Raw genomic sequence first — 26,987 nt, forward strand, 5'->3', positions numbered from 1 at the left:
GGCGACGACCCGGCGCTGCTCGACCAGATCACCGCCGACCGGCGGTCGGCGGCGCTGCGCCTGCGCAGGCTGGCGCCGACGGTCATCGCCTCGCGCTCGTCGCGCGCGGTGCTGGTCGACTCGCTGCGGGCGATGGGGTACGCGCCGGTCCCCGAGTCGCTCGACGGCGACGTGATCATCTCCCAGCTCGACAGCAGGCGCACCGAGGGCCCCGCCCCGGTCCGCCAGGTGGCCCCGACCGGCGAGCCCGATCCTGGCGTGGCGGCGGCGGCCGTGCGGGCGCTGCGCGCGGGCGACGCGGCCCACCTGTCCCGGCGCGAGCCGGTCGACGCCCCGGGCGGCCAGGTGCCCCGCACCCCCGCGACGGCCACGATCTCGAAGCTGCAGGACGCGATCAGGCAGGGGATGCGGGTGTGGATCGGCTACACCGACTCGCAGGGCAACGCCACCTCCCGCATCCTGGAGCCGGCCCGGATGGAGGGCGGCTACCTGACCGCCTACGACGAGACCAGGGCCGCCGTCCACCGCTTCGCCCTGCACCGCATCACCGGCGTGTCCGGCGTCTGAGCGGGGTTGACTGCGTGCCGCGAGTCGGCGGAAGTTAGGGCATGTGACCGAGCACACGCTGAGCAGTCTGGCCGAGCAGTCATGGAGCAGGTTCGACGACTACGACGCGATGTTCTACGAAGGGGTCTGGCACCGCAGCCACAGCCTCGCCGAGCGGGCCCGGCGCGTCTGCGGCGGCTTCGTCGAGGCCGGCATCCGGCCCGGCGACCGCGTGGTCGTGATGATGGCCACCTCCCCCGAGGTGCCGCTCGTCTGCCAGGCGCTGTGGGCTGCGGGCGCCGTGGTGACGCCGGTGGTGTTCCTGGTGGGCGCCGCCGAGCTGCGCCACATCCTGCTCGACAGCGGCGCCGCCGCCGTGGTCACCTCGCCGGAGCTGGCCGGCACGGTGCGGGCGGCCGGGGTGGACGTGCCGGTGTACGTGGACACCGCCGAGCTGGAGCGGGCCGCCGAGCACGGCCCGGTGGCGCGTGACCCCGGCGACCTGGCCGCGCTGATGTACACCGGGGGCACCACCGGCAGGGCCAAGGGCGTCATGCTCAGCCATGCGGGCCTGTGGCAGGTCGCGAAGGCCTCCTACGAGCTGTCCCACCAGGAGGGGATCAACCGGGCGATCGTCCCGGTGCCGCTCTCGCACGCGTACGGCCTGATCGTCACCGTGGCCGGGATGCACGCCGTCGAGCCGCCCCAGGCCGTGCTGATGCGCTGGTTCGACCCCGGGGCGTTCCTCCGGCTCGCGGCCGAGCAGCGCGTCCAGTACGGCACCGTCGTGCCGGCCATGCTGCAGATGCTGCTGGCCGAGCCGCTGGAGTCGCACCCGCTGCCCGACCTGGCCTTCCTCACCTGCGGCGCGGCCCCGCTGGGCAAGGAGGTGCTGACGGAGTTCGAACGGCGGATGCCCGGCGTGACGATCCTGGAGGGTTACGGGCTGACCGAGACCAGCGCGGTGACCACGTTCAACCCGCCGGGGCGGCGCAAGGCCGGCAGCGTGGGCCTGCCGCTGCCCGGCTACACGATCACGATCCGCGACTCGTCCGGCGAGCCGGTGGAGCAGGGCGACGTGGGCGAGATCTGCGTGTCCGGCGAGTCGCTGATGCTGGGCTACTGGGGCGAGCACGAGCCCGACCCCGAGGGCACCGCGCTGGTCGGCGGCGAGCTGCGCACCGGTGACGTCGGCTGCGTCGACGACGACGGCTACCTGTACGTGGTCGACAGGAAGAAGGACCTGATCATCAGGGGCGGGTTCAACGTGTTCCCCCGCGACGTGGAGGACGTGCTGAACCAGCACCCCGGCGTGGTCATGTCGGGCGTGGTCGGCCGTCCCGACGACCGGCTGGGCGAGGAGGTCGTCGCGTTCGTGCAGCTCGCGGCCGGCGCGGAGGTCGCCGCCGAGGAGCTGATCGCCTGGGCGAGGGAGCGCGTGGGCCGCGTCAGGTATCCCCGCGAGGTCACGTTCGTCGACTCGATCCCGGTCACCAGCGTGCTCAAACTCGACCGCAAGGCGCTGCGGGCGCGGTTCGCCGGTTAGCAGGATCGGCGACCGAGTCAGGATCTTGCCCGATCCGTGATATTTCTTGACCCGTCAGGAGGTGGCATGAGCGAGGACGATTACCCGTACCAGCGCTACGGCGCCCCCTACGGGGAGCAGCCGCCCCCGTCCTACGGTTACGGCGGCTACCCGCCGCCCCCGCGGCACGCCCGCGGCGAGCCCAACGTCAGCGGCATCGTCGCGCTCGCGCTCAACCTCTTCAGCGTCGTCTCCTGCTGCAACGTCTTCGGCGTCGTCGGCGCCGTCCTGGCCGGCCTGTCCCTGCGTTCCGGCACGGCGCCCGAGAAGGCCCGCACGCTCACCGTCGCGAGCTGGGTGGTGCTGGTGGCCGGCTTCCTGATGATGGCCGTCCTGTTCTTCTACCTGGGCGTCAACGGCCACTTCGACGACTGATTTCCCAGTCCGGGGGACTGTTTGGGCCGTCGCGCGTGTTGGATAGGCGTCAACCGTTTGAAGGGATGGCTGTGAACGACGGCCCGCTCATCGTCCAATCAGACAAGACGCTGCTGCTCGAGGTCGACCACGAGAGGGCCGACGAGTGCCGCAAGGCCATCGCCCCGTTCGCCGAGCTCGAGCGCGCGCCCGAACACGTGCACACCTACCGGGTCACGCCGCTCGCGCTGTGGAACGCCCGCGCCGCCGGCCACGACGCCGAGCAGGTCGTCGACGCCCTGATCGGCTACAGCCGCTATCCGGTGCCGCACGCCCTGCTCGTCGACGTCGCCGAGACCATGGCCCGCTACGGCCGGCTCAGGCTGGAGAAGCACCCGGTCCACGGGCTGACGCTGACCTCCACCGACCGGGCCGTGCTCGAAGAGGTGCTGCGCGCCAGGAAGATCCAGCCGATGCTGGGCGAGCGCGTCGGCGACGACACCGTGGCCGTCCATCCGAGCGACCGCGGCAACATCAAGCAGGCGCTGCTCAAGCTGGGCTGGCCGGCCGAGGACCTGGCCGGTTACGTCGACGGCGAGCACCACCGGGTCGAGCTGGTCCAGGAGAGCTGGACGCTCCGGCCCTACCAGCAGGAGGCGGCCGACTCCTTCTGGCACGGCGGCTCCGGCGTGATCGTGCTGCCCTGCGGCGCCGGCAAGACCATCGTCGGCGCGGCCGCGATGGCGCACGCCCAGGCGACGACGCTGATCCTGGTCACCAACACGGTCAGCGCCCACCAGTGGAAGCAGGAGCTGCTCAAGCGCACCTCGCTGACCGAGGACGAGATCGGCGAATACTCCGGCAGCAAGAAGGAGATCCGTCCGGTCACCATCGCCACCTACCAGGTGATGACCACCAGGCGGAAGGGCGTCTACAGCCACCTGGAGCTGTTCGACGCGCGCGACTGGGGCCTCATCGTCTACGACGAGGTCCACCTGCTGCCCGCGCCGATCTTCCGGATGACGGCAGACCTCCAGGCCCGCAGGCGCGTCGGCCTGACCGCGACGCTGGTGCGCGAGGACGGCCGCGAGGGCGACGTGTTCTCGCTGATCGGCCCCAAGCGCTACGACGCGCCCTGGAAGGAGATGGAGAACCAGGGCTGGATCGCCCCGGCCGACTGCGTCGAGGTGCGGGTGACGCTCACCGACGAGGAGCGGCTGGCGTACGCGATGGCCGAGTCGGAGGAGCGCTACCGCTTCTGCGCCACCACGCCGTCCAAGACCCAGGTCACCGAGGCGCTCGTACGCCGTCACCTGGGCGACCAGGTGCTGGTGATCGGCCAGTACATCGACCAGCTCGACGAGCTGGGCGAACACCTGAACGCGCCGGTGATCAAGGGGGAGACCAGGATCAAGGAGCGCGAGCGGCTCTACCAGGCCTTCCGCGACAAGGAGATCCAGGTCCTGGTGGTGTCCAAGGTCGCCAACTTCTCCATCGACCTGCCCGAGGCGAGCGTGGCGATCCAGGTGTCCGGCACGTTCGGGTCCCGGCAGGAGGAGGCGCAGCGGCTCGGCAGGGTGCTGCGGCCCAAGGCCGACGGCGGCGGGGCGCGCTTCTACACCGTGGTCAGCCGCGACACGGTCGACCAGGAGTTCGCCGCGCACCGGCAGCGGTTCCTGGCCGAACAGGGTTACGCCTACTCGATCATCGACGCCGACGACGTGCTGGGCGGGGTGTGAGCCCGGCCGCTCATCGAGCGGCCAGGCATCCCGGTCTCACGTCCAAGAGACTCCGCGGGTCGTCGACAATCGAACCACCCCCCTCACTGCGTCCTCACACCACCGCAACCGAATCCGGCTGCGACATACCCGATGATCCGGCAATGCCACCTGGTATGCCCGGATTTTGCGGCATTTCGTTATATGTCCGCCGTTTGCGAGGAGTGTTCACTTCGCCAGCAGCCCGCCGAGGAACAGCAGCCCCTCCGCGGCGATCCACGAGGCCACGCTCAGCCCCATGAACCGGGTGAACGTCCGCTCGTCCTGCCGCGCCGTCGGCAGCGCCCAGGCCGCCACCGTCAGGCAGGCGGCCACCGCGGCGAACAGCCCGGAGACCGAGGAGAACACGGCGAGCCGCTGGACGCAGGACGGCGACGACCCGCCGCAGAACGCCTCCAGCCCCCAGCCCGCGAAGACCGACAGCCCCCAGAGGGTGGCCAGCAGGAAGCTCGCGATCGTGGGAAGGATCGGGGAGAAGCCGAGTCGCACACGCGCCACGCCGGACTTCTTACCCCTCCCCGGCGACGGCTAAATGTTTTGAAGCCACCCCGACAGCCGCATTAAACTGGCGGATTCGCTGCCTTGTTACCCACCTCCGAGCGCCGGGAGGCACTTTCGCATGCCCACAGACCAACTGGCCCCCGACATACCTCCGGACCTGCCCACGGACGTCCTCGCCGCCGAGCAGGCCCATCTGGCCGAGTCCAGGGCCGCGCTGGCGGCCATGCGCGCGCACGCGCAGTCGCTGTCGGCCGACGCGGCCGGCGACTGGGTGTCGCAGCAGATCCTGCAGTCGCTGCTCGACCAGCGCGTGGCCGCCCTGGCCGACCACCCCGACACGCCGCTGTTCTTCGGCCGGCTCGACCGTTCGGCCGCCGACGACCTGCCCACCACGATCCACGTCGGCCGCCGCCACGTGCACGACGGCGACAGCCGTCCCCTGGTCATCGACTGGCGCGCCCCCGTGTCGCGCGCCTTCTACCAGGCCAGCCCCGCCGACCCGATGGACGTCACGCTGCGGCGCCGGTTCGGCTACCACGGCGGCGCGCTCACCGCGTACGAGGACGAACGGCTCGACCAGGGCACCGAGATCGGCCCGTCGCGCATCCTGACCGAGGAGATCGAGCGCCCCCGCACCGGCCCGATGCGCGACATCGTGGCCACCATCCAGCCCGACCAGGACGAGATCGTCCGCGCCGCGCTCACCCGTACGGTCTGCGTGCAGGGCGCGCCGGGCACCGGGAAGACGGCGGTCGGCCTCCACCGGGCCGCCTACCTGCTGTTCACCCACCGCGAGCGGCTCGCCAGGGCGGGCGTGATGATCGTCGGGCCGAACCGCGCCTTCCTCTCCTACATCTCCTCGGTGCTGCCCGCGCTGGGCGAGGTCAAGGTCGACCAGACCACGGTCGCCGGCCTGCTGGGCGACCACGCGGCCCCCGAGGACCCCGCGGTGGGCGCGGTCAAGGGCGACGCCCGGATGGCGGCCGTGCTGAAGCGGGCCCTGTGGCTCCACATCGTCAAGCCGGAAGAGGGCCTGGTCTACTCCAAGGGCGCCTACCGCTTCCGGGTGGCCGACCACGAGGTGCGCGAGATCGTCGCCTCGCTGCGCGGCACCACCCGCTACGGTCCCGGCCGCGCCGCGCTCGCCCAGCGGCTCGCGCACCTCGTGCTCGTACGGATGGAGCAGCGCGGCGAGTCACCCGACGACCGGGTGCAGGACGCGGTGGCCCGGTCCAGGCCGGTCAAGCAGCTGGTCGACGCCGTGTGGCCGAAGCTGGTGCCCGAGCAGGTGCTCTACCGGCTGCTGGCGGACGAGGAGTTCCTCGCCAGGGCCGCCAGGTCCGACCTGTCGCCCGAGGAGCGGCAGCTGCTGCTCTGGCGGAAACCGTACCGGGGATGGAAGTCCGCCAAGTGGAGCGCCGCCGACGCGGCTCTCCTCGACGAGCTGCGCGACCTGATCGAGCGCACGCCCTCGCTCGGCCACCTCGTCGTGGACGAGACGCAGGACCTGTCGGAGATGCAACTGCGGGCGCTCGGCCGCCGCTGCCGCAACGGCTCCGCCACCGTGCTCGGCGACCTGGCCCAGGGCACCACCCCCTGGTCCACCACGTCGTGGCGGTCGGTCCTGACGCATCTCGGGCAGGACGGCGAGGTCACCGAGCTGACGCTGGGCTTCCGCGTGCCGCGCGAGGTCCTCGACTACGCCGCCCGCCTGCTGCCGTCGATCGCCCCCGGGCTCGCCCCGCCCCGGTCCCTGCGTCCCGGCGCCGGGTCCCTCTCGATCCGGCCGGCCGGCGACCTCCACGAGGCGGTCCGCGACGCGCTGGCCCGCGAGGGCTCGATCGGCGTCATCGTCCCCGACGCCGCCGTCGCAGCCGTCTCCGAGTCGCTGTCGGGCGTCGCGCACGCCGTCCTCGACCCCGACTCCACCCAGGAGCACCGCCTCCTAGTGGTGCCGGCGACGCTCGCCAAGGGCCTGGAGTACGACCACGTCATCGTGATGGAGCCGGCCGACATCGTCGACGCCGAGCCCCGCGGCCTGGCCCGCCTCTACGTGGTGCTCACCCGTGCCGTCACCTCGCTCACGGTCCTCCACCGCAAGCCCTTGCCACCCCAGCTCGCCCCGTGACAGGGACGGTGGCGGGGTAGGGGATCACTTCTAGGATGACGTCAAGGAGCTCTCACCCAAGGAGGATGCCGTGCCAGCACCGCTGCCACACGAATACCTGCCGTCGGTCCCCTCGCTCACGGTCCACAGCGACGACATGACGGACGGGGAGAGGCTGAGCGACCTCCACGTCTTCAACGACTGGGGCATGACGGGCCAGAACCTCTCCCCCAGCCTCCGCTGGTCAGGCGCCCCGGCGGAGACGCGCAGCTACGCGGTGACCTGTTTCGACCCGGACGCGCCCACGGGCAGCGGTTTCTGGCACTGGGTGCTGTTCGACATCCCGGCGTCGGTCACCGAGCTGCCCACGGGCGCCGGCACCGCGCCCGAGTTCAAGGGTCTCCCGCAGGGCGCCAAGCACGCCCGCAGCGACTACGGCTCCAAGGACTACGGCGGCGCCGCGCCGCCTCCCGGCGACCCGCACCGCTACGTGTTCACCGTGCACGCGCTCGGCGTCGACACCCTCGGCCTCGACACCGACACCAGCCCGGCCGTGGTGGGCTTCAACATCACCGCCAACACCCTGGCGCGCGGCCACATCGTCCCGCACTTCGGGATCTGACCACGCGAGCGCACCGCCTCCTCCGGGGGGCGGTGCCGCGTCTTGGTAGCTTCGCCCCCATGAGCGATCTAACGATCCGTCCGGGGGGCCTGGCGGACGTCGGAGCTGTCCTGGAGTTCTGGCTGCACGCCGCCGAGGGCACCGACCGTCACGACTCGGCCGGCAAGGTGCGGGCGCTGGTCGAGCGGGACCCGCAGGCGCTGCTCCTGGCCGAGCTGGACGGCGCGCTGGCCGGCACGCTGATCGCGGGCTGGGACGGGTGGCGCGCCCATCTCTATCGCCTGGCCGTCCATCCGGATCACCGTCGCCAGGGCATCGCCACCGCCCTGCTGGCCGCCGCCGAGACGCGTTTCGCCGCCTTCGGCGCGTTCCGGGCCGACGCGATGGTCCTTCATGACAACACCCTCGCCCACCACGCCTGGACCGCCGCCGGTTATGCGCCCCAACCGCAGTGGTCGCGATGGGTCAAGTCCCTTTAGGGCTACGGAACTGAGGCGTTTTCCGCCGGCTCAGGTATATCGGAACGTTATCAGCGATATACGGATAGTGGCGGCGCACGAAAAACCGCCGATAAGGGCGGTCGGAAAAGCGAAGCGGCCCGAACCGGAAACACCGGCGCGGGCCGCTCGCGAGAACCTCGGGTCGAGAACCCTCGATCAGAAGTCCATGTCACCGCCGCCGGGCATGCCGGCGGGAGCGGCCGGGGTCTTCTCCGGCTTCTCGGCGATGACAGCCTCGGTGGTCAGGAACAGCGCCGCGATCGAGGCGGCGTTCTGCAGCGCCGAACGCGTCACCTTGGCCGGGTCGATGATGCCCGCCTCGAACATGTTGACGTAGTCGCCGCTGGCCGCGTTGAGGCCCTCACCCGGGGTGAGGTTGCGGACGCGCTCGACCACGACGCCGCCCTCAAGGCCGGCGTTGACCGCGATCTGCTTGAGCGGCTCCTCCAGCGCCTTGCGCACGATGGCCGCACCCGTGGCCTCGTCGCCCGGCAGCTCCAGCTTGTCGAACGCCTTGGCGCCGGCCTGCAGCAGCGCCACGCCACCGCCGGGCACGATGCCCTCCTCGACGGCCGCCTTGGCGTTGCGCACGGCGTCCTCGATGCGGTGCTTGCGCTCCTTCAGCTCGACCTCGGTGGCGGCGCCGGCCTTGATGACGGCCACGCCGCCGGCCAGCTTGGCCAGGCGCTCCTGGAGCTTCTCCCGGTCGTAGTCGGAGTCGGTGCGGTCGATCTCGGCGCGGATCTCGTTGACCCGGCCGGCGATCGCGTCGGCGTCACCGGCGCCGTCGACGATCGTGGTCTCGTCCTTGGTCACCACGACCTTGCGGGCGCGGCCCAGCAGGTCGAGGGTGGCGTTCTCCAGCTTGAGACCGACCTCCTCGGCGATGACCTGGCCGCCGGCGAGGATGGCAATGTCGGCGAGCATGGCCTTGCGGCGGTCGCCGAAGCCCGGGGCCTTGACGGCGACCGAGCGGAAGAGGCCGCGGATCTTGTTGACCACCAGGGTGGCCAGGGCCTCACCCTCGATGTCCTCGGCGATGATGAGGAGCGGCTTGCCGGACTGCACGACCTTGTCGAGCAGCGGCAGCAGGTCCTTGTTGGCCGAGATCTTCGAGTTGACGATCAGGATGTACGGGTCCTCGAGCACGGCCTCCATGCGGTCGGAGTCCGTGACGAAGTACATCGACGTCATGCCCTTGTCGAAGCGCATGCCCTCGGTGAGCTCCAGCTCCAGACCGAAGGTGTTGCTCTCCTCGACGGTGATGACGCCTTCCTTGCCGACCTTGTCCATCGCCTCGGCGATGAGCGAGCCGATCTCGGGGTCGGCGGCGGAGATGGAGGCGGTGGAGGCGATCTGCTCCTTGGTCTCCACGTCCTTGGCCAGCTTGGAGAGCTCCTCGCTGACGCGCTCCACGGCCGCCTCGATGCCCTTCTTCAGGGCCATCGGGTTGGCGCCGGCAGCGACGTTGCGCAGGCCCTCACGTACGAGCGCCTGGGCGAGCACGGTAGCGGTGGTGGTGCCGTCGCCCGCGACGTCGTCGGTCTTCTTGGCGACTTCCTTGACCAGCTCGGCGCCGATCTTCTCCCACGGGTCCTCGAGCTCGATCTCCTTGGCGATCGAGACACCGTCGTTGGTGATCGTGGGGGCGCCCCACTTCTTCTCCAGCACGACGTTGCGGCCCTTCGGGCCCAGCGTGACCTTCACCGCGTCGGCGAGCTGGTTCATCCCGCGCTCGAGACCGCGCCGGGCGTCCTCGTCAAACGCGATCATCTTGGCTGCCATAAGGCGAGACCTCCCAGATGCAGGGTGTCCTGGTGAGATCGAGCCGACGCCCGCGACGGCATGTGGGCCCACATCTCCGTTCGGCAGGCCCCATCGTCTCGATCCCCGTTGGCACTCATCAACATAGAGTGCCAACGACTGTTTAGCACTCTACCCCGTCGAGTGCAAGCTGACGCCACACCTGGCCAGGTCAACAGATCGCCGTCGGAGGTATGTCCGTACGGCGGGCCCCGGGCGGCCCGCCGTACCCCAATGTGAGGTGGCAGTCACACGCACTGCGCTGGCGTGCGAGCTGCCGGTCGCACCAGCTAGGCGACAGCGCGGACGGATTCCGCCTGCGGCCCCTTCTGGCCCTGCGTGATCTCGAACTCGACCCGTTGTCCCTGTTCGAGAGAGCGATACCCGTCCATCATGATTGCCGAGTAATGGACGAATACATCCTTACCACCGTCTACCGCGATGAAGCCGTAGCCCTTGTCCGCGTTGAACCACTTGACGGTGCCCTGCGCCACTTCCGACTCCTCTTACTGGGCTCAGGGATCTCGCCCATTCGTCTGCGAGACCCACAATCGCCATGACTTATGGGGATATCGTCTGACGATCGCACTCGACCATACCTGTGGCATGGCGGTCGGCAACAGAGTCAATCCGCAAAAGCCTTATTTCACCCCTAGCTGAGTAGTTCAAGGTTGAATTTCCCACAAAAGGGAGAAGGCGCCCACATGGGGCGCCTTCCAGACGATCGCTCCGCCGAGCGGGGGGCTCAGCCGCCCGCGACGGCCGGGATGATGGAGATCTGCGTGCCCTCAGGGGCCGGAGTGTCCAGACCCTGGGCGAATCGGACGTCCTCTTCCCCCACGTAGACGTTAACAAAACGCCGAATCTTGCCCGATTCATCCAGAATGCGGGCGCCGATCCCCGGGTAGTCGGAATCGAGCTTGGCCAGGACGTCACGGAGAGTCGCGCCCTCCCCACTCACTTCCGCGTTGCCCCCGGTGTACGTGCGCAGGATGGTAGGAATCCGCACAGAAACGCTCATGTTATGGTCTCGCCTTTCCTGATTGTCAGACAGTCGCGCGGAACGCGTCGAGGGAGGGCCGGATCACGGCCGTGGGCTGCGCGTCGGCCGCGACGGCGTCGAGCGTCTTGAGCCCGTCGCCGGTGTTGAGCACCACGGTCTCGGCCTCCGGGTCGAGCTGCCCGGTCTCGACGAGCTTCTTCAGCACGCCCACCGTGACACCGCCCGCCGTCTCGGCGAAGATGCCCTCGGTGGAGGCCAGCAGCTTGATGGCGGCCACGATCTCGGCGTCCGTCACGTCCTCGACGGCGCCGCCCGTGCGCCGGGCGATGTCGAGCACGTACGGGCCGTCGGCGGGGTTGCCGATGGCCAGCGACTTGGCGATGGTGTCGGGCTTGACCGGCTGGACCACGTCGTGGCCGGCCTTGTAGGCGGCCGACACCGGCGAGCAGCCGAGCGCCTGCGCCCCGAAGACCTTGTAGGGCGCGTCGTCGACCAGCCCGAGCCGGATCAGCTCCTTGAAGCCCTTGTCGATCTTGGTGAGCTGGGAGCCGGACGCGATCGGGATGACGATCTGCTCAGGCAGCCGCCAGCCGAGCTGCTCGGCGATCTCGTACGCGAGCGTCTTGGAGCCCTCGGCGTAGTAGGGCCGCAGGTTGACGTTGACGAACCCCCACTTGTCGCCCATCGGGTCCCCGATCAGCTCCGAGCAGAACCGGTTGACCTCGTCGTAGGTGCCCTCGATGCCGATGAGCCTGCCGCCGAACACCCGGGCCATGGCGATCTTGGCCTGCTCCAGCCCGGCGGGGATGAACACGCACGCGTCCAGGCCCGCCCTGGCGGCGGCGGCCGTCACGGCCCCGGCCAGGTTTCCGGTCGAGGAGCAGGAGAGCGTGTGGAAGCCGAAGTTGCGGGCCGCCTCGACGGCGATGGCCACCACCCGGTCCTTGAAGGAGTGGGTGGGGTTGCCCGAGTCGTCCTTCACGTACAGGGACTTGAGACCGAGCGCCCGGCCCAGGTTGCCCGCCTTGACGAGCGGCGTCCAGCCGGGGTTCATGTTGGGCTTGCTCGCGACGTCGGCGGGCACCGGCAGCAGGGAACGGTAGCGCCAGATGCTGGCCGGGCCCGACTCGATGTCGGACCTCTTGACGTCGCCGAAGTCGTAGGCCGCCTCCAGCGGCCCGAAACACTCGACGCAGGCGAAGTTGGGGCCGAGCGGATAGCGGGCGCCGCACTCGCGGCAGGAGAGAGCAGTGGCGGGACCGAAGTCGAGCGACATGAAGCGAGGCCTTCCCTCATCTTCGTCCGCGGCCACCCTGACCGCGGACCGGAATTGGCACCCTGTCCCGGTCGGCCTCGCCAGGTCGCGAGTCACAAGCCGGGAGGGTTGCCGGGGCTTCGCAGGGCCGGTCCCTCCACCCCTCTGGATGAGCAATGTTCAGTTGTGTGGTGCTGCTGACTCGGACTCTACCCAATCAACCACGTGACATGGACAGTCGTCTCACTCTCCGAGATGAACGATCTCACCGGTAGTCGTCGCCCAGCACACCCTGCACGTACTTGCGCGCCTGGTGGATGCGCGACTTGGCGGTGCCGAGCGGGATCTTGAGCTGCTCGGCCACCTCGCTGTAGTCGAGCTGCACGATGTCGCGCAGCACCAGCGCCTGCGCCAGGTCGGGCTTGTCGGCCTCCAGCGCCTCCATCGCGTCGAGCAGGTCGAGCCGCGAGCCCGCGATCACGCTGACCCGCCGCACGTCGGGCTTCTGCGTCAGCAGCTCGTCGGAGCTCTGCTCCGCCGACCTGCGCTTCAGCGAGCGGTACGTGGTGCGCGCGCAGTTGGCGGTCACGATGTGGAGCCAGGTGCTGAACTTGGCCCGCCCCTCGAACCTGGCGATGTTGCGCGCCACCGCGAGCAGGGTGTCCTGGGCCGCCTCCTCGGCGTCATGGTGATACGGCAGGATACGAGCGCAGTGCCGCAGCACGTCGGGCTCGATCCGTCGCAGGAGCTCGCCGAGTGAGCGATGATCGCCTCTGGCTGCGGCATGGGCGAGTTCCTCGGTGTGCTCATCTAGCGCCATAGCTGGGATCCTATGGTCGGAGGGAGCGTAAATGAACAGCGTCCTGCTCGCCTCGAACAGAGGCCCTGTGTCGTTCACCGTGTCCGACGACGGCGTCCTCACCATGAGACGCGGCGGCGGCGGTCTCGTCTCCGGGCTGTCCGGCGTGGCCAGGGACGAGGGCGTGCTGTGGGTGTGCGCGGCTCTGTCCGACGGCGACCGCAGCGCCGTCCGCCAGGCCCCCGGCGGCCGGCTCGACCACGCCGGCTACGAGACGGGCCCGCTGCGCATGCTCGACATCGCGCCCGCCACCTTCCACCGGGCCTACAACTCCGTGGCCAACTCCACGCTGTGGTTCGTCAACCACCTGCTCTACGACATCCCGAACGCGCCGCACTTCGGCACCCGGTTCCGGCGCGACTGGGAGTCCTACCGCGACTACAACGGCGCCTTCGCGCTCGCGCTGGCGGAGGGAGCCGCTCACGGCGCCCGGGTGATGGTGCAGGACTACCACCTGACCCTGACCCCGGCGATGCTCCGCGCCGAGCGGCCCGACCTGCGCATCGCGCACTTCAGCCACACGCCGTGGGCCCCGCCCGAATACTTCTCGCTGCTGCCCGACGAGGTGGCGCGCGAGGTGCTGGAGGGCGTCCTGGGCGCCGACCACGCCGGGTTCCTCACCCGCCGCTGGGCGGGCGCGTTCATGGACTGCTGCGAGACCGTGCTGGGCGCCGAGGTCGACCAGCGGGCCGCGACGATCACGTACGAGGGCCGCACCACCCGCGTCGGCGTGCATGCGCTGGGCGTCGACGGCAAGGCGCTGTGGACCCGCGCCGCCGAGCCCGACGTCGAGTCGCACATGGCGGCCATCAGGGAGGAGGTCGGCGACCGCAAGCTGATCGTCCGCATCGACCGCACCGAGCTGTCGAAGAACATCGTGCGCGGACTGCTCGCCTACAAGGAGTTCCTCGACGCCCACCCCGAGTGGCACGGCCGCGTCGTCCACCTGGCCTTCGCCTACCCGAGCCGCCACGACCTGCCCGAATACCGCGAATACACCGCGGCGGTGCAGCGCTGCGCGCAGGAGATCGAGGACGAGTACGCGACCGAGGACTGGAACCCCCTGATCCTCAACGTCAACGACGACTACCCGCGCTCCCTGGCCGCCTACCGGCTGGCCGACGTGCTGCTGGTCAACCCGATCCGCGACGGCATGAACCTGGTGGCCAAGGAGGGCCCGATCCTGTCGCCGCGCTGCGCGCTGGTGCTGTCGCGGGAGGCGGGCGCGTGCGCGGAGCTGGGCGCGCACGCGCTGGTGGTCAACCCGTACGACATCAGCGGCACCGCCGCCGCGCTGCACGCGGCGCTGGTGATGCCGGAGGCGGAGCGCGCCCGCCGCAGGGAGCGGCTGGAGGCGGCCGCCACCGCGCTGCCCCCGCAGAAGTGGCTGGCCGCCCAGCTCGACGCGCTCGCCTAGATCACTTCCAGTCGGCGTACTTCAGGGTGTCGGCGAGGTTCCCGGTGCTCCACTCGTCCACCACGAGGATCTGCGACTTCGGCAGATACCACTCGCGGGTGGTGAAGCTGACGCTGGTCTTCTTCCCGTTGCCGGTGCGGCAGCGGGTGGTGAACTCGTGGTAGTGGGCCTTGTGCCCGGGGCCGACCTGGCGCAGGCCCTTCTTGTGCGCGCCGACCCGCTCGCCGCGCAGGAGCATGCCGTTCTTCGGGCACTTCTGCACGTCGGAGGCGGGGTAGTAGCCGCCCCTGCCGGCGTCGTACGGGCCGAAGCCCTCGGCGCCCGTCCTGATCGCCTTCGGGCCGAAGATCCAGAAGCTCTTGCAGCCGGGAGCGAAGAAGCCACCCCTGGGGTTGGCGCAGGGCCCGGTGACCACCTTGATCCGGTCGGCGCCGACCCGGTGGACCACCCACTTGAGCGGGATGTAGAGGGTCAGGCCCTTGCGCAGCTTCAGTTCCTGGGCGGGGCCGGCGGTGGTCGAGGCGGCTGTCGTGGAGGCGGCGGCCGCGGAGGCGGGGGCCACGAGGACCGCCGCCGCGGCCACGGCCACGGCGGCGAGGTGCTTCTTGCTCATGCCCGGACCATAGGGGTGCCCACTTGCAAACTGGTCACTATCGGCTGAAAGCGGACGTCAACTCGCGGAGCAGCGCCACCACGCCCTCGGGGCCGTCGACGACGATGTCGGCCCGCTCGGCCAGCGCCGTGACCTCGGTGGAGCCGCTGCACACGGTCACGCCGGGCAGGCCCGACGAGCGGACCGCGTCGAAGGCGGCCAGGTCGCCCAGGTCGTCGCCCACGAAGAGCACCGACCTGGCGGAGCGCTCGGTCAGGAACGCGCCGAGCGCGTGCCCCTTGTCCATGCCGGACGGCCGCACCTCCAGCACCATCCGGCCGGGCTCGACGACCAGGCCGTGCTCGGCCGCCAGCGCGGCCAGCGGCTCGCGCAGCCGGGCCAGCGTGCCCTCGGGGTCGGCGCAGCGGCGGGTGTGCACGGCCACCGCGCGGCCCTTGTCCTCGATCGCCGCGTCGGTCACGCCCAGCGAGTCGAGCAGCAGCGGCAGTTTCGCCTTGGCCCGCGGCACCCCGGCCGGCGGCGGGGGCGCGGAGGTCCGCCCGTCCTCCCACCGCTCGAAGCCGTAGTGGCCGAGGATGACCAGGCCCGGCACGTCCTTGAGCGCGGGCCCCAGCTCCAGCACCTTGGCCGGCGGCCGTCCGGTCACGATGGCCACGGCGCCCACGTGCCGGCCCAGCTCGGCCAGCACCGGAGGCGCGCCGGGGTGGACGACGGCGGTGTCGGGGTCGGGCACGATCGGCGAGAGGGTGCCGTCGAAGTCGAGTCCGATCACGGCGCCGGCCGGATCCTTCAGTATCGCTTCCATTCCAGGGATGTCGCTCACGCCGCCTGCCGTACCCAGCCGGTCAGGGGCGCATGCCGAGCCGGCGGGCGGAGCGCTCGCGCCGGCGGGCGGCGCGCAGCCTGCGCAGTCGCTTGACCAGCATGGGGTCGTGCGCCAGCGCCTCGGGACGGTCGATCAACTCGCCGATCAGCTGGTAGTAGCGGGTGGCGGAGAACCCGAAGGTCTCCTTGACGGCCTGCTCCTTCGCGCCCGCGTAACGCCACCAGTGGCGCTCGAAGGCGAGGAGCTCGAGTTCGCGGTCGGTGAGGGGCCGGTGGACGGGCTGCTCCTGGGCGTCGTCCTGGTCTGCCCTGTCCTCTGCCCTCTGGTCGGCCCTCTGGTCGGCCCTCTGGTCGGCACTGTCACCGTTTGACGGTGCAGTGTCCATGGTGTCCTCCTCAGGAACGGGCGGCGCGACGATGGCTTCGCGCGCAGGCGGCCCGTCGCCATCGTAATGTGCCGAGTGCGGCTGTTCACGGCGGATTGAGAGACGTACAGTCACTAAGTGTGACCTCTGTCATCACACTTCTCACGGATTACGGGCTCGAAGACGGTTATGTCGCCGCCTGCCACGGGGTGATCGCCGGGATCGCCCCCGAGGTCCGGGTGATCGACGTGTGCCACCTGGTCCCGGCGGGTGACGTGCGGCGCGGCGCGGCGATCCTGGCCCAGACGATCCCGTACATGCCCGTGGGCGTGCACGTCGGGGCGGTCGACCCGGGCGCGGGCGGCGCCAGGCGCGCGATCGCGGTCGAGGCCGGCGGCCGGGTGTTCGTGGGGCCGGACAACGGGCTGCTGTCGTGGGCGGTGCGCGCCAGCGGCGGCGCGCGGGCGGCGTACGAGCTGAGCAACGCCGAGCACTTCCTGCACCCGGTGTCGCCCACGTTCCACGGCCGTGACGTGTTCGCGCCGGTGGCCGGGCGGCTGAGCAACGGGCTGCGGCCGCGCGAGCTGGGCCCGCGGGTGCCGGTGGAGAGGCTGGTGTCGCTGCCCGCGCCGACGTCCGTGCTGCGCGAGGGCGCGGCCGAGGGCGAGGTCGTCTCGGTCGACCGCTACGGCAACACGCAGTTGTCGATCACGGCCGGCGACCTGGAGGCGCTGGGGCTGCGGGTGGGCGACACGCTCGGCGTGTCGCTGGGCCGGCGGCGGCTGTCGATGCCCTACCGGGAGACGTACGCGGCGGTCCCGCCCGGTGAGCTGGTGGCGTTCGCGGACTCGGCGGGCCTGATCGCGTTCGCGGTGAACTCCGGCGACGCGGCGCAGCGCCTCGGCCTGCCTCCGGGGGCGCATGTCCGGTTGTCACCCTCCGTATAACGCAAAGCCAACAAACACCAATTACGTGGCGTATCGGACTGTTTACTGAACCGTCGGACTGAGGCCCTGACCCCGTGCCAGAATTCACGGCAGATCGGGCGCCCCCTCCCCCCGTTCGAGGTTCACGTGTTTCAGCTGTCCCTGCTCCTGCTCGCCCTCCTGTCCGTGTTCTGTTCCCCCGCCGCGCCGCCGGTGCCCGAGCGCTGGCGTGCCTGGCCGGTGACGCGGGTGTTCCCGTACGCCGTCCCCGGCACCAGCCCGTCCGGCGCGCAGGTCACCTACCTGCTGGCCGGGGTCGCGCCCGAGGCGTCCTGCGCGGCCGCCTTCCAGCCCGCGCTGCCCGCCTGCGTCACCGCGCTGCGCGCCACGTACGCCGACAGCACCGCCACCTACGTCGCCACCGCCGGTATCGCGGTCCTGGCCCGGCCCGTGCCCCCGGGCGCGGCCGGGCCCCTGCGCGTGCCCGCCGTGCGGCCGGTCGCCTTCCCCGGCGGCCCCGCCGAACGTTTCGGCGAGCGGCAGTGCTTCACCGGGACCCTGATCGCCTCCCACGCGCCGTACGTGATCGCCACCACCGCCGGTTACGCGGACGGACGGTCGTTCCGTCCGGGTGACCAGGCCGTGCCCCGGCTCGGTGGTTTCGCCCGCCAGCTCGCCACCGAGCTGCACCGGGGCCTCACCGGATGAGCCGGCCGCGCCTGCGGGCGGCGCTGTTGTCCCTGTTCCTGCTGTTCCTGTCGTCCCAGCTCGGCCTGGCCACGCCCGCCGCCGCGGACGACGAGATGGGCGCCCTCGCCAGGGACAAGCAGTGGCAGCTCGGCACGCTGCGGCTGCACGACGCCTGGCGGGTCACCCAGGGCGAGAACATGCTGGTCGCGGTGCTCGACACCGGGGTCCGCGGCGACCACCAGGACCTGCGCGGCTCCGTCGTGCACGGCCCCGACCTGACCGGAGCCGGCCGGGCCGGCGGGGTGTGGGGTCACCACGGCACCGCCATGGCCAGCCTCATCGCCGGCCACGGCCACGGCAAGGGCAAGGGCGGCGGCGTGCTCGGCGTCGCGCCCGCCGCCAAGGTGCTGTCGGTACGCGTCACGCTGGAGAACTCCGATCCCCGGCGGGCCAAGCGGCGCGCCGGTGGCCACGACGCGCTCGCCAAGGGCATCCGCTACGCCGTCGACCGGGGCGCCCAGGTCATCAGCATGTCGCTCGGCGGCGGCAGCGGCTCATGGGAGGGCTCGGCCGCCGAGGAGGAGGCGGTGCAGTACGCGGTCGCCCACGGCGCGGTGCTGGTCGCCTCCTCCGGCAACGACGGCGAGAGCACCAACAGGAAGAACTTCCCCGCCGCCTACCCCGGCGTGATCGCCGTGGGCGCGGTCGACCGGAACTTCCGGCTCGCCGGGTTCTCCAACCGCCAGGACTACCTCTCGGTCGTCGCCCCCGGCGTCGACATCGTCTCCGCCAACGGCGCCCGCCGGTACGTGGTCGGCGACGGCACCAGCTCGGCCGCCGCCATGGTCGCGGGCATCGCCGCACTGATCAGATCCGCGTACCCGGACCTGTCGCCGTACCACGTGCGGCGGGCCATCGAGCTCGGCACCAGGAAGCGTCCGCGCGGCGGCTACAGCACCGGCTACGGCCACGGCGTCGCCGACGCCGCCCTGGCGCTGCGCGTGGCCGAACGTCTGGCCGGCCCCACCCAGCCGCCCCCGCTCCCCGCGGAGCACTTCGGCGGGGACCCGTCCGGCCCCCCGCCGGGCTCCCGCGCCCTGGTCATCGCGGGCCTGGTGGCGCTGGCCCTGGCCCTGTCGGCCCGCATCCTGCTCCGCCACGACCGGCGCCGAGCGGTTCCACGGACCTACGGCGAGCGCAGCTTCTGAGACACACGACCGCCCCCGCACCGGACGGGTGCGGGGGCGGCGCTGTCCACATGCGCCGCTAGTTCACATGCACCACGTCATGCGTCTCGGCGAAATGGCAGGCGCTCTCGTGGGACGTGCCCGGCCGGATCTGCAGCAGCGGCTCCTCCGTCGCGCAGATCTCCTGTGCCTTCCAGCACCGCGTGCGGAAGCGGCAGCCGGACGGCGGGTTGGCCGGCGACGGCGGGTCGCCCTGGAGGATGATCCGCTCGCGCTGGTCGCGGCCCTCGGGGTCGGGGACCGGCACCGCCGACAGCAGCGCCTGGCTGTACGGGTGCGCGGGCTTGTCGTAGATCTCGACGTCCTTGCCGAGCTCGACGACCTTGCCCAGGTACATCACCGCGACCCGGTCGGAGATGTGGCGGACCACCGACAGGTCGTGGGCGATGAAGATGTACGCCAGGTTGAACTCGTTCTGCAGCCGCTCCAGCAGGTTGATCACCTGGGCCTGGATCGACACGTCCAGCGCCGAGACCGGCTCGTCACAGACGATGATCTCCGGCTGGAGCGCCAGCCCGCGGGCGATGCCGATGCGCTGGCGCTGACCGCCCGAGAACTGGTGGGGGTAGCGGTTGATGTGGTCGGGGTTGAGCCCGACGACCTCCAGCAGCTCCTGCACCTTGCGGGTGCGGTCGCCCTTCGGCGCCACCTCGGTGTGGATGTCGAACGGCTCGCCGACGATGTCGCCGACGGTCATCCGCGGGTTGAGCGAGGTGTACGGGTCCTGCATCACCATCTGGATGTTGCGCCGCATCCGCTTGAGCTCGGCGCCCTTGGCCTTGGCGATGTCACGACCGTTGATCTTGACGGAGCCGGAGGTGGGCCGCTCCAGCGCCATCAGCACCTTGGCGAGGGTGGACTTGCCGCAGCCGGACTCGCCCACGACGCCGAGCGTCTCGCCGCTGGCGAGGTCGAAGGAGACGCCGTCGACGGCCTTGATGGCCCCGATCTGCTTCTTGAACATGATCCCCTGGTTGAGGGGGAAATGCTTCACCAGATCGCGGACCTCGAGGATCGTCTCACCCTTGGTCGCCATCGAGGACCTCCCTCCAGTAGTGGCAGGCGCTGTTGCGCGTGCCGCTGATCTCGTAGAGCGGGGGGCTGTCGGTCACGCAGTTGTCCTGCCGGTACGGGCAGCGCGGGTGGAAGGCGCAGCCGGTCGGCATGTCGAGCAGGTTGGGCGGCAGGCCCTTGATGGCGTACAGGTCCTGGCCCTTGAGGTCGACCCGGGGGATCGACTCCAGCAGCCCCTTGGTGTAGGGGTGGGCGGGGGCCTTGTAGATGTCGTGCACGGAAGCGTTCTCCACGATGCGCCCGCCGTACATGACCGCGATCTTGTCGGCGACGTCGGCGACGACGCCGAGGTCGTGGGTGATCAGGATCATGCCCATGTTGCTCTCGCGCTGCAGCTCCGCGAGCAGCTCCATGACCTGGGCCTGGACCGTCACGTCGAGCGCGGTGGTCGGCTCGTCGGCGATCAGCACCTCGGGGTCCAGCGCGATCGCCATGGCGATCATGATGCGCTGCCGCATGCCCCCGGAGAACTGGTGCGGATAGTCGTTGACGCGCTGCTTGGCGCCCGGGATGCGGACCCGGTCCATCAGCTCGACGGCCTTCTTCACGGCGTCGCGCTTGCCCATGCCGCGGTGCACCCGGAACATCTCGCTGATCTGCCAGCCCACGGTGAACACCGGGTTGAGCGCGGAGAGCGCGTCCTGGAAAATCATCGCGATGCGCTGGCCGCGCACCTGCGTGCGCGCCTCCTCCGAGAGCCTGAGCAGGTCGGTGCCGTTGAAGCGGACCTCCCCCTTGGGGATGCGCGCCGGCGGCATGTCGAGGATGCCCATGATCGCCTGCGCGGTCACGGACTTGCCGGAACCCGACTCGCCCAGGACGGCGAGGGTCTCGCCCGCCTGGAGCGAGTAGCTCACTCCGTTGACCGCCCGTACCAGGCCGGCGCGCGTGGCGAACTCCACGTGCAGGTCGTCCACCGCGAGCAGCGGCTCGTTGCCCAGCCCTCCCTCGGCAGGCAACGCGTGCGGCGATGTCTTGCTCATGTTTCCCCCCTCCTACCTGAGCTTCGGGTCGAGCGCGTCGCGTACGGCGTCGCCCAGCATGATGAACGCGAGCACCGTGATGCTCAGGAACAGGGCCGGGAACACCAGCGGCAGCGGCGCCTCCAGGAACCGGTTCCGGGCGTCGGCGATCATCAGGCCCCAGGAGATGTCGGGCGACTGCACGCCGACCCCCAGGAAGGACAGCGCGGCCTCGGCCGCGATGAAACCGCCCAGGTTGATGGTGGCGACGACGATCACCGGCGCGAGCGCGTTCGGCAGCAGGTGCCGGAACATGATGCGCGCCTGACCGGCCCCCAGCGCCTTGGCCGCCAGCACGAAGTCCTGGCTTCTCGCGGTGATGACGGCCGCCCGCATGATGCGGAAGGTCATCGGCCACGCCAGCACCGAGAGCGCGATCACCACGATCCAGATGCCGATCCCGGCGTCCCGGAACGTCGCCGTGATGAGCAGCGCGCCCAGGATGGAGGGGATGGCGAAGAAGACCTCGGTGACGCGGGACGTCAGGACGTCGGTCCAGCCGCCCCGGGTGCCCGCCAGCAGGCCGAGCAGCCCGCCGACCAGCGCCGTGATCACCGTGGTGGCGACACCGATGATGATCGAGTTCTTGGCGCCGTAGATGGTCTTGGCGTACACGTCGCAGCCGAGGTTGTCGCGGCCGAAGATGTGGCCGGCGCTCGGGCCCTGGCGAGCGGTGGAAAGCTCGCAGGTCTTCGCGTCGAACGGGTTGATCGAGGTGAACAGCGACGGCCAGAACGACATGACCAGCAGGATCGCGATCAGGACCAGCGAGAAGATGAACATCGGCCTGCGGCGCAGGTCGTACCAGGCGTCTCGCCAGAGGCTCGCCGGCTTCGCTTCCTTCTTCTTGGGCTGCTTGACCGGCGGGGACGGCTGGTTCTCCGTCAGCGACTGGGTTTCGGGGAACGCCGGCCCGACCTGGCCCAGCTGCGGTGTCTCACTCATAGCGGATCCTCGGATCGAGCACGGCGTACAGCATGTCGACGATCAGGTTCGCCACGATGTACACCAGCACCAGGATTGTCACGATACCTACGACGATGGGTTGCTCACGTAGGTAAACGCCCTGATACAACTGCAAGCCGATGCCCGGCAGGTTGAAGATGGTCTCCGTGATGATGGCGCCGCCCATGAGCACGCCCAGGTCGGCTCCGAGATAGGTGACCATCGGGATCAGCGCGTTGCGCAACCCGTGTCTGCCCACGACCCGCCGTCTCGACAGGCCCTTCGCGGTGGCGGTGCGGATGTAGTCGGAGCGCAGCGTCTCGACCAGACTCGTCCTGGTCAGACGTGTCAGGTACGCGATCGACGTGCCGGCCAGCACGAAGCCCGGCAGCAGGTACGACTGCAGGCCCTGGCCGACTCCCGCGATGGGGAAGAACTCGATCCCGGTGACCTGCTTGAGCCAGACGCCCAGCCACAGCTGCAGCACGAAGCCGGTGACCAGGGTCGGCACCGAGATGAGCAGCAGCGTCGAGGCCAGGATCGCGGTGTCGGTGGCCCGGCCGCGGCGCAGCGCCGCCCAGAGGCCGAGCAGCAGGCCGATGATGGCCTCCATGACCAGCGCGGTGAACGCGAGGTTCAGCGTGACCTGGAACTTGCCCGCCATCAGCTGGGTGACGGGGACGCCGGCGAAGGTCTTCCCGAAGTCACCGTGGAAAAGGATGCCGCTGATGTAGTACCAGTACTGGACCAGCAGCGGATCGTTCAGGTGATACTGCTCGCGGATGATGGCGGTGATCGCCGGGTCCTGGCGCTTCTCGCCGGCGAGCGCCTCGATGGGGTCACCAGGAAGCGCGAACACGATGGCGAAGATGAACAGGGTGGCGCCCAGCAGGACTGGTATCGCCTGGATCAGGCGCCTGATGATGTAACGGCCCATACAAGCCTCCCGTACATGCCAGAAGGCAGTCCCTGGGAACCTTGGGTGGCGCGTGCCCAAGCGACTGCCTTCGTGGCGGGCTCACGAGGGGTGGACGGCGTCCCGCCCACCCCCGTATATAACGTCAGGCCTTCTCGACGTCAGCCCATTCAACCTGGTTGAGCAGATTGATTCTGACGTTCTTCACCTGAGTGGAGTACCCAGAGTTGTTCCGGTAGAAGTACACCGGAACGTACGGGAGGTCCTTGATCAGGACATCGTCGGCCTGCTGGTAGAACTTCAGGCCCTCTTCAGGGCTCTCCGCCTGGTCGCCCTTGGCCACCAGCTCGTCGAACTCCTTGCTGGAGTAGCCCGCGTAGTTGGAGCCGGTCTTGATGGCGCCGGTCGAGAAGATCGGCGACAGGTAGTTCTCCGCCGACGGGTAGTCGACCGCCCAGCCCATGCGGAACATGCCCTTGTACTTCTTGGCGTCCAGGTCGTCGAGGATGTTCGCGAACTTCTCGAACGGCCGCACGGTGACCTCGACGCCGAGGTTGGCCCGCAGGTTGTTGGCGACGGCCTCGATCCACTCCTTGTGGCCGCCGTCGGCGTTGTAGCCCAGCTCCAGCTTGGCCGGGCCGTTGGCCGCCGCGTACTGCTCCTTCGCCTTGCCCGGGTCGTAGGTGCAGGCCGCGCAGGCGCCCTGGCGGTAGCCGTCGATGGCCGGGTTGATGAAGTCGTCGGCGGGGGCGCGGGTGCCGGAGAAGACCGTCTCGGCGATGGTCTTCCGGTCGATGGCCATCGAGATGGCCTCCCGCATCCGGACGTCCTTGTACTCGTCGTTGTACTGCAGCGGGAAGCCGATGTAGCCGATGCCGGCGTCCGGCTGGTCCTGGTAGCGGTCGCCCAGGGCCGTCTTCGCGCTGGAGATGGCCGAGGCCGGCAGCGAGTCGTGGATGTCCACGTTGTTCGCCTGCAGGTCGTTGTAGGCCGTCTCGGAGCTGTTGTAGAGCTTGAACTGGAGCTTGGTCCAGCCGTTGGGCTTCTTGGCCGGGTACTTGTCGTACACGGAGAGGTCGACCGTCTGGTCGGTGCCCTTCTTGTACGGCTTGTCGAGCTTGAAGAGGCCCTGGCCGATCGGCTTCTCGCCGTACTCGTTGGTCACCTTGCCGTCGGCGCCGAAGGCGGCCTTGGGCAGCGGGTAGAAGGCGGTGTAGCCGAGCATCGTCCTGAACTGCGAGAACGGCGCCGCCAGCTCGACGGTGAAGGTCGAGTCGTCGACGACCTTCAGGCCTTCCATCTCCTTGGTGGTGACTTCCTTGCCCTCACCCGGGTTCAGCGCGTCGTAGCCCTTGACGCGGCCGAAGAAGTAGCCGGCGCCCTGCGCGTTGTCCTGGTTGGCGGCGTAGTTCCACGCGTCGACGTAGTTCTGTGCGACGAGCGGCTCACCGTTGTGCCAGGTGTAGCCCGACTTGAGCTTGATCGTCCACGTGATGTTGTCTTCCGTGGTGATCGACTCGGCAGCGGCTTCTACGACCTGCTTGTTCTCGTCGTAGTTCACCAGGGGCTCGAAGACGGCCGCGAGGAGCTCGGAGCCCTCGGACTCGGTGGTGTTCGAGGGGACCAGCAGGTTCTGCGGCTCACCCAGCTCCATGCGGACCGGCGTGTCGCCGCCATCCGCCGCGGGGTCACCGGACGGGCTGGCGCCGCCGCCGCACGCGGCAACCGCGAGAGCGAGCAGCGCGGTACCGGCGACGATCCGTGCGCCTCTAGTAACACGCATGGTGAAAAAATTCCTCCCTCTACCAAGGTGGGCGTAAGCGCTGAGCTGCGATGATCGTGAGCAGCCTGACGGGGGGTTCCTTGTAATCCCCCGGGTTTGGCTGACCTGGTCAAACCAGCCGACGCCCTGCCAGTCGATCGCGACTATCTCCTACTACTTGCCACCAGCACGTCTCTGGCGCGTTGCAGTTCGGTCACACGTCCGCCTGTCCCACGTCGCGCCCATACAGCTCGCAAGGGGATGAAGTGCATAAACGAGTCAGACGGGCATTCGCGGGGACGGGAAGTGTCGATGAAAAATACCTCTTACCAGACGGTGCTCGTGCCGTTGCCGCCATCGTCCGTCCCGCTGGGCTACGGTTGAGCGAGTCTTGACGGTGGCTTGGAACCGAGCGCCACGAGACACCGTCCAACTGTCGGCCGCGCGCCACGCGGCAGGCATCCCGAGCAACCCGGATCCAATAGAGTCCATCCCATGAGCCAGCCGGAATCCGCTGTCGCGGACGCCCAGGCGGGCGGCCGAAGCGGGCAGGAGCCGCTGGCCAAGCTCGCCGAGAGATACGGGCTTCGCCGTGCCATCGCACGGCCGAGGTTTCTCGTCTATGTGCGCCAACTCGCGGAGCGACGACACTTCATCCTGACGTACGCGACCTCGCGCAACGTCTCGAAGTACTCCAGCTCCGCTCTCGGCCAGCTGTGGCAGGTCCTGACCCCCCTGCTCAACGCGGCCATCTACTATGTGATGTTCGGCATAGTCCTCGGCGGCCGCGACGGCGTCGAGAACTACCCGGCCTTCCTGCTGATCGGCATCTTCGTCTTCACCTACACGCAGCGCAGCGTCACCGCGGGCGCCAAGTCGATCTCCGGCAATCTGTCGCTGATCCGTGCGCTCCACTTCCCACGCGCCGCGCTGCCCCTGGCCTACACCATCCAGGAGCTCCAGCAGCTCGCCATCTCCATGGGCGTGCTGGTGCTGATCGTGTTCATCACCGCCGAGGTGCCTACGTGGTACTGGTTGATGATCCCGGTCGTGCTGATCCTGCAGACCATGTTCAACGTCGGCGCCGGGCTGGTGATGGCACGGCTCGGGTCCTCCATGCGGGACCTCAACCAGCTGCTGCCGTTCATCACCCGCACCTGGCTCTACGCCTCCGGTGTCTTCTTCTCCATCCAGGACAAGGTGGTGGAGACCGCGGATCTGCCGCAGTGGGTCGCCACCGCCATGTACCTCAACCCAGCCGCCTCGTACATCGAGTGGATGCGGGACATCTTCATCTACAAGCACACTCCCCCGCCGATGGTGTGGATGGCTTGCGTATTCTGGGCAGTGTTCGCACTCTGCTTCGGCTTCTGGTACTTCTGGCGGGCTGAGGAGAGGTACGGGCGTGGCTGACCTGACCGAGGAGCTGGCAAAGGTGAAGGGCGAGGAGCCCGCCGTCCCAAGCAAGGACGTCCGGGTGCATCCCGACCCGGAGCCCGCTAAGGGCCCCTTGGACGTGCCCACGGGCACGCCGACGGTCATCGTCGACGATCTCCACATCGTCTACCGCGTCTACGGCGCCGCGTCGGAGTCCGAGAAGGGCAACGCGGTCAACGCCTTCATGCGCATCGTGAAGCGCCAGGGCAGGCCGCAGATGAAGGAGGTCCACGCCGTCAAAGGCGTCTCCTTCGTGGCCTACCACGGCGACGCCATCGGCGTCGTCGGCCGCAACGGCTCCGGCAAGTCCACGCTGCTGCGCGCCATCGCCGGCCTGCTGCCGCCCCACTCCGGCGCCGTCTACACCGACGGGCAGCCGTCGCTGCTGGGCGTCAACGCGGCCCTGATGCGCGAGCTGACCGGCGAGCGCAACATCATCCTCGGCTGCTACGCCATGGGCATGACCCCGGCGGAGGTCAGGGAGAAATACCAGGAGATCGTCGACTTCTCCGGCATCGACGAGTTCGTCCAGTTGCCGATGTCCACCTACTCCTCCGGCATGGGCGCCCGGCTCCGCTTCGCCATCTCCTCGGCCAAGACCCACGACGTCCTGCTCATCGACGAGGCCCTGGCCACGGGTGACCGCGAGTTCCGCAAGAAGAGCGAGCAGCGCATCCGCCAGATCAGGGAGTCGGCGGGCACGGTCTTCCTGGTGGCCCACGACCTGCGGGTGATCCAGCAGACGTGCAACCGGGTGATCTGGCTCCACAAGGGAAAGATCAAAATGGACGGCGACCCCAAGGAAGTCCTCGCCGCCTACACCAAGGGCTGACCA

Annotated in this window: 27 protein-coding genes and 1 riboswitch; of the genes, 13 read left to right on the forward strand and 14 right to left on the reverse strand. The window is 69.7% G+C overall.

Features of this window, described 5'->3' with window-relative positions; translation table 11 throughout:
• From KME79_RS39220 to KME79_RS39235, 4 genes are all read left to right on the forward strand, one after another.
• Positions 1 to 567, forward strand: a 567-nt coding sequence (locus KME79_RS39220) for a WYL domain-containing transcriptional regulator (RefSeq protein ID WP_219550871.1), incomplete at its 5' end; no start/stop codon positions are given.
• Between the two features lie 43 nt (positions 568 to 610).
• Positions 611 to 2,092: an AMP-binding protein gene (locus KME79_RS39225; RefSeq protein WP_271279512.1), complete on the forward strand. Its 1,482-nt coding sequence runs from the start codon at positions 611 to 613 to the stop codon at positions 2,090 to 2,092.
• 66 nt (positions 2,093 to 2,158) lie between these two features.
• Positions 2,159 to 2,506: a hypothetical protein gene (locus KME79_RS39230; RefSeq protein ID WP_219550873.1), complete on the forward strand. Its 348-nt coding sequence runs from the start codon at positions 2,159 to 2,161 to the stop codon at positions 2,504 to 2,506.
• Between the two features lie 65 nt (positions 2,507 to 2,571).
• Positions 2,572 to 4,224 (forward strand): DNA repair helicase XPB, encoded by a 1,653-nt coding sequence (locus KME79_RS39235; RefSeq protein ID WP_148035123.1) that lies wholly within the window; start codon positions 2,572 to 2,574, stop codon positions 4,222 to 4,224.
• A 207-nt stretch (positions 4,225 to 4,431) separates the two neighbouring features.
• On the opposite strand, the gene KME79_RS39240 is transcribed toward KME79_RS39235, so the two are convergent.
• Complete coding sequence (locus KME79_RS39240) at positions 4,432 to 4,761, reverse strand: hypothetical protein (RefSeq protein ID WP_219550874.1); 330 nt, start codon at positions 4,759 to 4,761, stop codon at positions 4,432 to 4,434.
• Positions 4,762 to 4,882: 121 nt separating this feature from the next.
• Between KME79_RS39240 and KME79_RS39245 the strand changes: the two genes are divergently transcribed.
• From KME79_RS39245 to KME79_RS39255, 3 genes are all read left to right on the forward strand, one after another.
• Positions 4,883 to 6,892, forward strand: coding sequence for a HelD family protein (locus KME79_RS39245; RefSeq protein ID WP_219550876.1), 2,010 nt, complete (start codon positions 4,883 to 4,885; stop codon positions 6,890 to 6,892).
• Between the two features lie 70 nt (positions 6,893 to 6,962).
• Positions 6,963 to 7,493, forward strand: coding sequence for a YbhB/YbcL family Raf kinase inhibitor-like protein (locus KME79_RS39250; protein WP_372452525.1), 531 nt, complete (start codon positions 6,963 to 6,965; stop codon positions 7,491 to 7,493).
• A 59-nt stretch (positions 7,494 to 7,552) separates the two neighbouring features.
• A complete protein-coding gene (locus KME79_RS39255; protein WP_219550878.1) occupies positions 7,553 to 7,972 on the forward strand; it encodes a GNAT family N-acetyltransferase in 420 nt (139 codons plus the stop codon).
• Between the two features lie 177 nt (positions 7,973 to 8,149).
• Here KME79_RS39255 and groL read toward each other — a convergent pair whose 3' ends face one another.
• The 5 genes from groL to KME79_RS39280 form a co-directional block, all read right to left on the reverse strand.
• Positions 8,150 to 9,778 (reverse strand): chaperonin GroEL, encoded by a 1,629-nt coding sequence (groL, locus tag KME79_RS39260; RefSeq protein WP_219550880.1) that lies wholly within the window; start codon positions 9,776 to 9,778, stop codon positions 8,150 to 8,152.
• Positions 9,779 to 10,086: 308 nt separating this feature from the next.
• Positions 10,087 to 10,290 (reverse strand): cold-shock protein, encoded by a 204-nt coding sequence (locus KME79_RS39265; RefSeq protein ID WP_148035128.1) that lies wholly within the window; start codon positions 10,288 to 10,290, stop codon positions 10,087 to 10,089.
• A gap of 251 nt (positions 10,291 to 10,541) precedes the next feature.
• Entirely contained in the window at positions 10,542 to 10,817 is a 276-nt protein-coding gene (locus KME79_RS39270; RefSeq protein WP_132331077.1) for a MoaD/ThiS family protein, read from the reverse strand.
• Positions 10,818 to 10,842: 25 nt separating this feature from the next.
• On the reverse strand, positions 10,843 to 12,075 hold the full coding sequence (gene thrC / locus KME79_RS39275) for a threonine synthase (RefSeq protein ID WP_219550882.1): 1,233 nt from the start codon (positions 12,073 to 12,075) through the stop codon (positions 10,843 to 10,845).
• Positions 12,076 to 12,088: 13 nt separating this feature from the next.
• A riboswitch (SAM riboswitch) is annotated at positions 12,089 to 12,230 on the reverse strand.
• Between the two features lie 89 nt (positions 12,231 to 12,319).
• Positions 12,320 to 12,874, reverse strand: a complete 555-nt coding sequence (locus KME79_RS39280) for an RNA polymerase sigma factor (RefSeq protein WP_219550884.1) — start codon at positions 12,872 to 12,874, stop codon at positions 12,320 to 12,322.
• A gap of 31 nt (positions 12,875 to 12,905) precedes the next feature.
• Between KME79_RS39280 and KME79_RS39285 the strand changes: the two genes are divergently transcribed.
• A complete protein-coding gene (locus KME79_RS39285) occupies positions 12,906 to 14,330 on the forward strand; it encodes an alpha,alpha-trehalose-phosphate synthase (UDP-forming) (RefSeq protein ID WP_148035131.1) in 1,425 nt (474 codons plus the stop codon).
• A gap of 1 nt (position 14,331) precedes the next feature.
• Here KME79_RS39285 and KME79_RS39290 read toward each other — a convergent pair whose 3' ends face one another.
• Genes KME79_RS39290 through KME79_RS39300 form a run of 3 tightly spaced genes read right to left on the reverse strand, consistent with a single transcriptional unit; the run spans position 14,332 to position 16,154 of the window.
• Positions 14,332 to 14,943 carry a hypothetical protein gene (locus KME79_RS39290; protein WP_219550886.1) on the reverse strand — a complete coding sequence of 204 codons (612 nt, stop codon included), beginning with the start codon at positions 14,941 to 14,943 and terminating at the stop codon, positions 14,332 to 14,334.
• A 37-nt stretch (positions 14,944 to 14,980) separates the two neighbouring features.
• The gene (gene otsB / locus KME79_RS39295) at positions 14,981 to 15,748 is read right to left on the reverse strand and encodes a trehalose-phosphatase (protein WP_219550888.1); all 768 of its coding nucleotides are present in this window, start codon (positions 15,746 to 15,748) and stop codon (positions 14,981 to 14,983) included.
• Positions 15,749 to 15,788: 40 nt separating this feature from the next.
• Positions 15,789 to 16,154, reverse strand: a complete 366-nt coding sequence (locus KME79_RS39300) for a DUF3263 domain-containing protein (RefSeq protein ID WP_219550890.1) — start codon at positions 16,152 to 16,154, stop codon at positions 15,789 to 15,791.
• Between the two features lie 119 nt (positions 16,155 to 16,273).
• Here KME79_RS39300 and KME79_RS39305 point away from each other — a divergent pair, with 119 nt between their 5' ends.
• The 3 genes from KME79_RS39305 to KME79_RS39315 all read left to right on the forward strand — a co-directional run bounded on the left by KME79_RS39305 (position 16,274) and on the right by KME79_RS39315 (position 18,957).
• A complete protein-coding gene (locus KME79_RS39305; RefSeq protein ID WP_148035135.1) occupies positions 16,274 to 17,080 on the forward strand; it encodes an SAM hydrolase/SAM-dependent halogenase family protein in 807 nt (268 codons plus the stop codon).
• Positions 17,081 to 17,206: 126 nt separating this feature from the next.
• Positions 17,207 to 17,767: a hypothetical protein gene (locus KME79_RS39310; RefSeq protein ID WP_219550892.1), complete on the forward strand. Its 561-nt coding sequence runs from the start codon at positions 17,207 to 17,209 to the stop codon at positions 17,765 to 17,767.
• Positions 17,764 to 18,957 carry a S8 family serine peptidase gene (locus tag KME79_RS39315; protein WP_219550894.1) on the forward strand — a complete coding sequence of 398 codons (1,194 nt, stop codon included), beginning with the start codon at positions 17,764 to 17,766 and terminating at the stop codon, positions 18,955 to 18,957. The genes KME79_RS39310 and KME79_RS39315 overlap by 4 nt, the downstream gene beginning before the upstream one ends.
• Before the next feature lie 58 nt (positions 18,958 to 19,015).
• Here KME79_RS39315 and KME79_RS39320 read toward each other — a convergent pair whose 3' ends face one another.
• The 5 genes from KME79_RS39320 to KME79_RS39340 form a co-directional block, all read right to left on the reverse strand.
• Positions 19,016 to 20,032 (reverse strand): ABC transporter ATP-binding protein, encoded by a 1,017-nt coding sequence (locus KME79_RS39320; RefSeq protein WP_148035138.1) that lies wholly within the window; start codon positions 20,030 to 20,032, stop codon positions 19,016 to 19,018.
• Positions 20,016 to 21,053 (reverse strand): ABC transporter ATP-binding protein, encoded by a 1,038-nt coding sequence (locus KME79_RS39325; protein WP_219550896.1) that lies wholly within the window; start codon positions 21,051 to 21,053, stop codon positions 20,016 to 20,018. The genes KME79_RS39320 and KME79_RS39325 overlap by 17 nt, the downstream gene beginning before the upstream one ends.
• 12 nt (positions 21,054 to 21,065) lie before the next feature.
• A complete protein-coding gene (locus KME79_RS39330; RefSeq protein ID WP_148035140.1) occupies positions 21,066 to 22,037 on the reverse strand; it encodes an ABC transporter permease in 972 nt (323 codons plus the stop codon).
• The gene (locus tag KME79_RS39335) at positions 22,030 to 22,974 is read right to left on the reverse strand and encodes an ABC transporter permease (protein WP_148035141.1); all 945 of its coding nucleotides are present in this window, start codon (positions 22,972 to 22,974) and stop codon (positions 22,030 to 22,032) included. The genes KME79_RS39330 and KME79_RS39335 overlap by 8 nt, the downstream gene beginning before the upstream one ends.
• 124 nt (positions 22,975 to 23,098) lie before the next feature.
• Positions 23,099 to 24,736: a peptide ABC transporter substrate-binding protein gene (locus tag KME79_RS39340; protein WP_148035142.1), complete on the reverse strand. Its 1,638-nt coding sequence runs from the start codon at positions 24,734 to 24,736 to the stop codon at positions 23,099 to 23,101.
• Between the two features lie 474 nt (positions 24,737 to 25,210).
• Between KME79_RS39340 and KME79_RS39345 the strand changes: the two genes are divergently transcribed.
• The gene (locus KME79_RS39345; protein WP_219550898.1) at positions 25,211 to 26,128 is read left to right on the forward strand and encodes an ABC transporter permease; all 918 of its coding nucleotides are present in this window, start codon (positions 25,211 to 25,213) and stop codon (positions 26,126 to 26,128) included.
• Between the two features lie 64 nt (positions 26,129 to 26,192).
• Positions 26,193 to 26,984, forward strand: a complete 792-nt coding sequence (locus KME79_RS39350; protein WP_372452527.1) for an ABC transporter ATP-binding protein — start codon at positions 26,193 to 26,195, stop codon at positions 26,982 to 26,984.
• Positions 26,985 to 26,987 lie beyond the last annotated feature (3 nt).

Origin of the sequence: Nonomuraea harbinensis (assembly GCF_019396385.1) — a bacterium.
GTDB lineage: Bacteria > Actinomycetota > Actinomycetes > Streptosporangiales > Streptosporangiaceae > Nonomuraea > Nonomuraea ferruginea.